The organism is Modestobacter sp. KNN46-3, assembly GCF_011039295.1.
This window is the reverse complement of sequence record NZ_JAAKGN010000195.1, coordinates 1-7,455: the sequence shown is the minus strand read 5'-3', so window position 1 is coordinate 7,455 and position 7,455 is coordinate 1. Positions and strand designations below refer to the sequence as shown.

At 72.3% G+C, this 7,455-nt stretch carries 8 protein-coding genes; 4 read left to right on the top strand and 4 right to left on the bottom strand.

Annotated elements, in window-relative coordinates:
* The first annotated feature begins 279 nt into the window (after positions 1–279).
* Together G5C62_RS28360 and G5C62_RS24095 are read left to right on the top strand one after the other, a co-directional pair.
* Positions 280–684: a hypothetical protein gene (locus G5C62_RS28360; RefSeq protein WP_241176104.1), complete on the top strand. Its 405-nt coding sequence runs from the start codon at positions 280–282 to the stop codon at positions 682–684.
* A 238-nt stretch (positions 685–922) separates the two neighbouring features.
* On the top strand, positions 923–1,861 hold the full coding sequence (locus tag G5C62_RS24095) for a carbon-nitrogen hydrolase family protein (RefSeq protein WP_164703004.1): 939 nt from the start codon (positions 923–925) through the stop codon (positions 1,859–1,861).
* Positions 1,862–1,991: 130 nt separating this feature from the next.
* Here G5C62_RS24095 and G5C62_RS24090 read toward each other — a convergent pair whose 3' ends face one another.
* Positions 1,992–3,089 carry a pyridoxal phosphate-dependent aminotransferase gene (locus G5C62_RS24090; protein WP_164703003.1) on the bottom strand — a complete coding sequence of 366 codons (1,098 nt, stop codon included), beginning with the start codon at positions 3,087–3,089 and terminating at the stop codon, positions 1,992–1,994.
* Positions 3,090–3,111: 22 nt separating this feature from the next.
* Between G5C62_RS24090 and G5C62_RS28795 the strand changes: the two genes are divergently transcribed.
* Positions 3,112–3,243: a hypothetical protein gene (locus G5C62_RS28795; protein ID WP_277424820.1), complete on the top strand. Its 132-nt coding sequence runs from the start codon at positions 3,112–3,114 to the stop codon at positions 3,241–3,243.
* 88 nt (positions 3,244–3,331) lie between these two features.
* Complete coding sequence (locus G5C62_RS24085; RefSeq protein WP_164703002.1) at positions 3,332–4,303, top strand: NADPH:quinone oxidoreductase family protein; 972 nt, start codon at positions 3,332–3,334, stop codon at positions 4,301–4,303.
* A gap of 36 nt (positions 4,304–4,339) precedes the next feature.
* On the opposite strand, the gene G5C62_RS24080 is transcribed toward G5C62_RS24085, so the two are convergent.
* Genes G5C62_RS24080 through G5C62_RS24070 form a run of 3 tightly spaced genes read right to left on the bottom strand, consistent with a single transcriptional unit; the run spans position 4,340 to position 7,388 of the window.
* Positions 4,340–5,296: a VWA domain-containing protein gene (locus G5C62_RS24080; protein WP_164703001.1), complete on the bottom strand. Its 957-nt coding sequence runs from the start codon at positions 5,294–5,296 to the stop codon at positions 4,340–4,342.
* The gene (locus tag G5C62_RS24075) at positions 5,293–6,267 is read right to left on the bottom strand and encodes a DUF58 domain-containing protein (protein ID WP_164703000.1); all 975 of its coding nucleotides are present in this window, start codon (positions 6,265–6,267) and stop codon (positions 5,293–5,295) included. Before G5C62_RS24075 ends, G5C62_RS24080 begins: the two co-directional genes overlap by 4 nt.
* Positions 6,264–7,388 carry a MoxR family ATPase gene (locus G5C62_RS24070; protein ID WP_164702999.1) on the bottom strand — a complete coding sequence of 375 codons (1,125 nt, stop codon included), beginning with the start codon at positions 7,386–7,388 and terminating at the stop codon, positions 6,264–6,266. Before G5C62_RS24070 ends, G5C62_RS24075 begins: the two co-directional genes overlap by 4 nt.
* Positions 7,389–7,455 lie beyond the last annotated feature (67 nt).

The window sequence follows — 7,455 nt, the reverse complement described above, 5'->3', positions numbered from 1 at the left end:
GTCGCCGAGGTCACCCTCCCCGCCGCTGGCGGCTGCGGACTCGCCGTCGTCGGACCCGCATGCGGTGAGAACGAGGGCGGCGGCGGTCAGCAGTGCTCCGGTGCGCACGGTGCGGTGGCGGAAGGTCATGAGGTGCTCCGTATCTCAGCCACACCCTCGGCGGGGTGGGGGTGCCGTCCCGGCATGGGGTCGGGCTGAAGCTAGGAGCGGGTCGTTTCGCCGTTCAGCCTCTGGTGTTTCGCGTCGGTTAACCCGCTCGCCCAGCGGCGGATGCGCTGGTTGACCGGCGTGAGCGGCCTGTCGATCGCACCCCCAGGTGAGCGCGCGCGGCACTCCGGCCGTCGGCGACGGAGCGTCACCGGTTCGGCTCCCGCGACATCGTGGGCCCACGAGACCACCGGCTTCGCCGACCTCGGCAAGGAGATGTGGTCGTACCTGACCGGCACGGGCGCCGCGATCGACGACGAGTTCGTCGACATGGTCGTCGCCCGCGCGCACCGCCACGTGCCGTCTGGCCAGCCTGCGGAGATGCGAGCTGTGCAGATCACCCGTTTCGGCGGCCCCGAGGTCATGGACGTCGTCGACCTCCCCGACCCCACCCCTGGAAACGGCGAACAGCTCTTCGACATCTCCTCCAGCGGCGTCAACTTCGCCGACACCCACCACCGGCTGTCGTCCAACTGACCTGACTGCACCCTCCGCCCGGCACGACAAGGTGGGGAGTGGGCTGGAAGTTCGACTGCTCACCCTTGGCAGTGGCGTCCACCAAGGTGGACGCCACTCGCAACCACCACTTCCTGGTCGACGCGGCGCGCTGTCAGGAGCCTTCTGTGCATGGCGGATGAGCCGGGAAACCACCGTCGCGGTCGCGGCTGACCACTGGAGATCGCCGACGTGAGGTCCCGCACCGTAACGTCGTCCCATGCGTGTCGCTGCTGCCCAAGCCCGATCCTGCTGGCTGGACCCGACGGCCACGACGAAGAAGATCCTCGCGTGGCTGGCGGACGCCGCAGCGCAGGACGTCGAACTCCTTGCCTTTCCTGAGACGTTCCTGTCCGGGTATCCGTTCTGGGTCGAGCTGACGGGCGGCGCCCGCTTCGACGATCCTGCGCAGAAGCGCGCGTATGCGGCATACCTCGAGGCCGCGGTGGAGATGGACGGGCAGGAGCTCCGCCAGATCACCGAAGCGGCCCGCGACCTCGGCGTCTTCGTGTACCTGGGCACGACCGAGCGGGCGACCGGCTCCGCCCGTGGGACGGTGTTCTGCACCCTGGTCGCGATCGACCCGCAGGCCGGCGTGGTCAGCGCGCACCGCAAGCTCATGCCGACACACGAGGAGCGCCTCGTCTGGGGCACCGGCGACGGCCACGGCCTACGCGTGCACCGGTACGCGGGCACCCGCGTCGGTGGCCTGAACTGCTGGGAGAACTGGATGCCGCAGGCCCGGCACGCGCTCTACGCGCAGGGTGAGGAGCTGCACGTCAGCGTCTGGCCGGGTAACCCTCGCAACACCGCCGACATCGCCCGCTTCATCGCGCTCGAGGGTCGCGTCTTCTCCCTCGCGGCCAACGGTCTGATCTCCCTGTCCGACGTCCCGACGGACTTCCCGCTCTACGGTGAACTGCAAGAAGCCGGCGTCACGGACTACTGCCGCGGCGGCTCCGCCATCGCAGGACCGGACGGACGATGGCTCGTCGAGCCGGTCGCCGGCGAGGAGAGGCTCGTCGTTGCGGACCTCGACCTGCGCCGGGTGGCCGAGGAGCGGCAGAACTTCGACCCGACCGGCCACTACAGCCGGGCCGACGTCTTCACCACCCAGGTCGACCGCCGTCGGCTGGAGGCCGTCACCTTCGCCGACTGAAGGGGCGAGGCGGTTGGGGGCGAGGCCGTGTCTCGTCGACCGAGCCGGCTGCAGACAGCCGACCTCGCACGAGGTGGGGGCAACGCACCGGGCACGCAGCAGTCCGAACGTCGCAGTGGAGGAACCTGTCTCAGGAGCTCTTTCCGCGGTCCCGAGGGAGCGCGTCGGCGAGCCGGGCGAGCGCCTCGGTGAACTCGGTCGGTGGTAGGTGGCCGAATCCGAGGCGGAAGACCCGGTCCTCGTCGCCGAACCAGGAGCCGGGGGCGACTCGAGCGTCGTTCTCCGCGAGCCGCGAGTAGAAGTCGGGCACGGCAGCGTCGGGCACTCGGTCGCGGGGAAGTCGCAGGCAGCACAGCGCTCCCCCGTCAGGGCGGACGAACTCCAGGGGCTGATCGCGCACCCACTGCTGCAGCTCGGTGAGTGCACGCTGCAGCAGTGCCGCCCGTGGAGCGAGCACCTCCCTGCTACGGCGCAGCAGCTGAACGGCGAGGAACTCAGCGGGTGCCGAGCAGGCGATCGTCGTCAGGTGCTTGGCGTTGCGCAACCGCTCGTAGAGGTCGGCATCGGTCGTCGTCAGCCAGCCCAGCCGGAGGCCCGGCGCGCCGTGCGCCTTGGACAGCGACCCGCACGTCACCACGCGGGGTGACAGGGCAGCCGCCGACGCGGGCACCGGCGCGTTCCCGTAGGTGGAATGGCGATAGGTCTCGTCGACCAGGACGACGGCTCCGGGTGCACGCTCTTCGACGGCGGTCAGCAGCCCGCGCAGCTCCCCCTCGGTCAACCGGATACCGGACGGATTCTGGGGTGAGGCGACCGACACCAGTCGGGTCTTCGGTGTGAGTGCGTCTGCAACCTCATCGATCGGGAGTCGGTAGCCGTCGCCGAAGCGCATCGCCACGACATCCACGCGCGCTCCCAGCCCCTCGGGGATGCTCCGGGCCGGTGGGAAGCAGGGGCTCGCCAGCGTCACCGCATCGCCCGGCCCGAGCCGATCCTGAGCGAGCAGGAACATCGCCTCGATCGCCCCCACGGTCAGCAGCACCTGTTCGGCCTCCACGCCGGCTCCCGCACCGATCAGCGCCCGCAACTCCGCGTCGCCGGGGGAGCTGCCGTACCCGAGCGTCAGATCCGCCAGCGCGTCAGGATCGACCAGATCTCCGACGCGCAGCGCTGGTGAGGTGCTCGCGGCCAGGTCGTAACGGACAGGGACGTCCACCAGGCTGCTCATCGGGCTCGTCGCAAAGGTCGCCATGGACTTCATCCTCACCGCGCACGACGTGCAATTCGAGCCGGTGCTCAGGGTGGGGCCTTCTCCGGGCGCTACCGATGACGGCAACGGACTCGGCGTGAAGGTCGCCCGGGACTGCCCCGCGTTCAGTTGACTGACCCAGGGGCGTGGACCGCGCTGCTCTTCATGAGACCGCTACCCGCGGTGCAGTCCTGCCCCGCCCGAACACCTAGCCTCGGATCATGCGAGCCGTACAGATCACCCGCTTCGGTGGCCCCGAGGTCATGGACATCGTCGACCTGCCCGACCCCACCCCTGGAGACGGCGAGCAGCTGTTCGACATCTCCTCGGCCGGCGTGAACTTCGCCGACACCCACCAGACCGAGGACAGCTACCTCGCCAAGCAGCAGTTGCCGCTGATCCCGGGCGCCGAGTTCGTCGGCACCCCGGCCGGTGGCGGCCAGCGCGTGGTGGGCCTGCTGCCCGGCGGCGGCTACGCGGAGAAGGTCGCCGCGCACCCGCGGCTGACCTGGCCGGTGCCCGACGGCGTGACCGACGAGCAGGCGCTCGCCGTCGTCCTGCAGGGCGCCACCGCCTGGCACCTGCTGCGCACCTCCGCGCACCTGGCCGAGGGCGAGTCCGTCGTCGTCATCGCCGGCGCGGGCGGGGTCGGCAGCCTGGCGATCCAGCTGGCGAAGCGCTGGGGCGCCGGCCGGGTCATCGCCACCGCCTCCAGCCCGGAGAAGCGGGAGCTCGCCGAGTCCCTCGGTGCCGACGCCACCGTCGACCCGGCGCTGGCGAACGACGACCCGAAGGCCTTCACCGCCGCACTCCGCGAGGCCAACGGCGGCAGGCGCGTCGACATCGTGCTGGAGATGACCGGCGGCAACGTGTTCGACGGGTCGCTGTCGGCGCTGGCACCCTTCGGCCGGCTGGTCGCCTACGGCATGGCCGGGCGTGAGGCCCCCGCCACGGTCGCCGTCCCCGCGCTGATGGGCACCAGCCGGGCCGTCGTCGGCTTCTGGCTGGCGCACTGCATGACCCGGCCGGAGATGATGGACGCCGCGATGACCGACCTGCTGTCGACGGTCGCCGACGGCAGCCTGAAGCCGGTCGCCGGCGGCCGCTACCCGCTGACCGCCGTCCGCGAGGCCCACCAGGACCTGCTCGCCCGCCGCACCACCGGCAAGCTCGTCCTCGACCCGACCCGCTGAGCACCGGTCCCTCCCCGGGCGCACCCGGGGAGGGACCTACAGCAGCCGGTTCGTCCAGAGCAGGGACGCGACCACGCCGAGGAACGCGAACAGCAGGCCGCCGCGGACGAACCACGGGCTGATGTCCTGCGGCTCGGTGGTGTAGCCGATCTGGCTGCCCAGGTCCTCGAACACCTCCGACAGCTCCTCGGCGCTGGCCGCCTCGCTGTAGCTGCCGTCGGTCTCCTCGGCGATCTGCTCCAGCGTGGCCCGGTCCACCGGCACCGGCACCCGCTCGCCGTTGATGTCCAGCGTGCCGTAGTCGGTGCCGAACGCGATCGTGGAGACCGGCACCGATGCGGCGTTCGCCGCGTCGATCGCCTGCGTCGCCTCCCGCCCCACGGTGCTGTACCCGTCGGACAGCAGCACGATCCGGGCCGGCGGCGCCTCCATGCCCTCCGAGGCCAGCGTCGCCTGGTAGTTGGTGATGGCGGTGAGCGAGGTGAAGATCGCGTCCCCGATCGCCGTCGCCTCGGCCAGCTCCAGGTTGTCGATGGCCGTGAGCACCTGGTCCCGGTCCGTGGTCGGCGTGACGAGGGTGGCCGCCGTCCCGGCGAAGGCGACCAGGCCCAGGTTGATCCGCTCCGGCAGCACCTCGACGAACTCCTCGGCCGCCAGCTGCATGGCCTGGAAGCGGTCGGGCTCGACGTCGGTCGCCCGCATCGACAGCGAGACGTCGACGGCCATGATCACGGTGGCGCGTTCCCGGGGCACCCGGACCTCGGTGCTCGGCTGCGCCAGCGAGGTGACCAGCGCCGCGAGCCCCAGGGCGACGAGCCCGAACGCGACGTGCCGCCGCCAGCCCGCCCGCTTCGGCACCAGCGAACCGAGCAACGCCACGTTCGTGAACCGGGCGGCGTACTTGGCCCGGCGCCGCTGCAGCACCACGTAAAGGCCGACGACGGCCACCACCGCCAGCAGCGCGGCCAGCCACCACGGGGACTGGAAGGTCATCGGGAGGCCCCTCCGCTGCCGGCGCGCCGGCGGTCGGCGACGTAGCGGACGACGTCGGCCAGCCAGTCGCGGTCGGTCTGCAGTCTCAGGTGCCCGGCACCGGCCCGGCGCAGGGCGGCGGCGATCTCGCGGCGCTGCGCGGCGGCGCCCTCGGCGAAGCGGCGGCGGACCTCCGCGTTCCCGGTGGGCACCTCAAGCGTCTGGCCGGTCTCCGGGTCGACGACGGTCAGCAGCCCCACGTCGGCCAGCTCCAGCTCCCGCGGGTCGACCACCTCGATGGCCAGCAGGTCGTGCCGCGCCGACAGCCCTCGCAGCGGACGCTCCCAGTCGGCGGTGCCCTGCGCATCCGAACCGAGGAAGTCCGAGATCACCACCACCAGCCCGCGGCGCCGCGGCGGGCGACGCAGCGACTCCAGCGCCTCGGCCAGGTCACCGCGCCGGCCGGCGCCGGCCCGTGGGGTCGCGACGACGGCGCGCAGCAGCCGGTCGGCGGCCAGCCGGCCGGGGCTGGCGGGGTACCTGTCGACCCGCTCGCCGGTGGTGACGACGGCACCCAGCCGGTTGCCGCCGTGCACGGTCAGGTGGCTCACCGCCGCGAGCCCGGCGATCGCCAGGTCCCGCTTCTCGCACGCGGCGGTGCCGAAGTCCAGGCTGGCGGACAGGTCGAGGACGACCCAGGTCTCCAGCTCGCGGTCGGCGATGGTCTCCCGGACGTGCGGCACCTGGGTGCGCGCGGTCACCGGCCAGTCCATCCGGCGGACGTCGTCCCCGGGGTGGTAGGTCCGGGAGTCACCGGCCTCGCTGCCCGAGCCGGGCACCAGCCCGAGGTGGTCGCCCTGCAGCAGCCCGTCCAGCCGGTGGCGGACGGTGAGCTCCAGCCGGCGCAGCAACACCGCCGAGTTGCTGCCGGGGCCGAAGTGCGGCGGCGCGCCGTTGCCCGCCGCCCGGCCGGTGTCGTCCGGGCCGGTCACACCGACTGCGGGCCGAAGCCGCCGTCGGGACGACCGCCGCCCTGCGGGGCACCGTTCGGGCTGCCCTGCGGTGCACCGTTCGGGCTGCCCTGCGGCGGGCCGAACGACGGGCCGCCGAAGCCGGGCACCGACGGACCGCCGGGGGAACCGGGCCCGTAGCCGGCGGCGCGCTGCCGCGGGGTGACCTGCGGCAGCGGCACGCTCTGCACCACCCGCTTGACGATGTGGTCGGCCGGCACGCCGTCGGCCAGCGCGTCGTAGGAGAGCACCAGGCGGTGCCGCAGCACGTCACCGGTCACGTCGAGCACGTCCTGGGGCAGCACGTAGTCGCGGCCGCGGATCAGCGCCAGCGCCCGGCTGGAGGCGATCAGGCCCAGCGAGGCGCGCGGGCTGGCGCCGTAGGAGACCCAGCTGGCGACGTCGGGCATCCCGTGCTCGTGCGGCGCCCGGGTCGCCACCACCAGCCGGACGACGTAGTCGACCAACGCGTGGTGCACGAACACCTCCGAGGCGGTGCGCTGCAGTCGGCGCACGTCCTCGGGCCCCAGCACCGGCTGCGCCTCCGGCGGGGTCGACCCCATCCGGTAGATGATCTCGCGCTCCTCCTCCGGGCTCGGGTAGTCGACGAGCACCTTGAGCAGGAAGCGGTCGCGCTGGGCCTCCGGGAGCGGGTAGACGCCCTCGTTCTCGATCGGGTTCTGGGTGGCCAGCACCAGGAAGGGGTCGGGCAGCGGGTGGGTGACCCCGCCGATGGACACCTGCCGCTCGGCCATGACCTCCAGCAGCGCCGACTGCACCTTGGCCGGCGCGCGGTTGATCTCGTCGGCGAGCAGGAAGTTGGCGAACACCGGCCCCAGCTCGGTGGCGAAGGTGTCCTGGCCGGACTTGTAGATCCGGGTGCCGATGATGTCCGCCGGCACCAGGTCCGGGGTGAACTGCAGCCGGGAGAACTTCCCGCCGACGACGGTCGCGAGGGTCTCCACGGCGAGGGTCTTCGCGACGCCGGGGACGCCCTCGAGGAGCACGTGCCCCCGGGCCAGCAGCCCCACGAGCATCCGCTCGACCAGCCGGTCCTGGCCGACGATGACCCGCTTGATCTCGAACATGCCTCCTATCCACATCCTACTCCCCCCCCCACCACCCCCCGGTCGATCGCAGTCCACGCGGCTACTTTCATATCAAACTCAA

Coding starts and splice junctions, on each gene's coding strand:
- G5C62_RS24095 (WP_164703004.1), top strand. CDS start 923: ATGCGTGTCGCTGCTGCCCAAGCCCGATCCTGCTGGCTGGACCCGACG.
- G5C62_RS24090 (WP_164703003.1), bottom strand. CDS start 3,089: ATGAGCAGCCTGGTGGACGTCCCTGTCCGTTACGACCTGGCCGCGAGC.
- G5C62_RS28795 (WP_277424820.1), top strand. CDS start 3,112: ATGGACTTCATCCTCACCGCGCACGACGTGCAATTCGAGCCGGTGCTC.
- G5C62_RS24085 (WP_164703002.1), top strand. CDS start 3,332: ATGCGAGCCGTACAGATCACCCGCTTCGGTGGCCCCGAGGTCATGGAC.
- G5C62_RS24080 (WP_164703001.1), bottom strand. CDS start 5,296: ATGACCTTCCAGTCCCCGTGGTGGCTGGCCGCGCTGCTGGCGGTGGTG.
- G5C62_RS24070 (WP_164702999.1), bottom strand. CDS start 7,388: ATGTGGATAGGAGGCATGTTCGAGATCAAGCGGGTCATCGTCGGCCAG.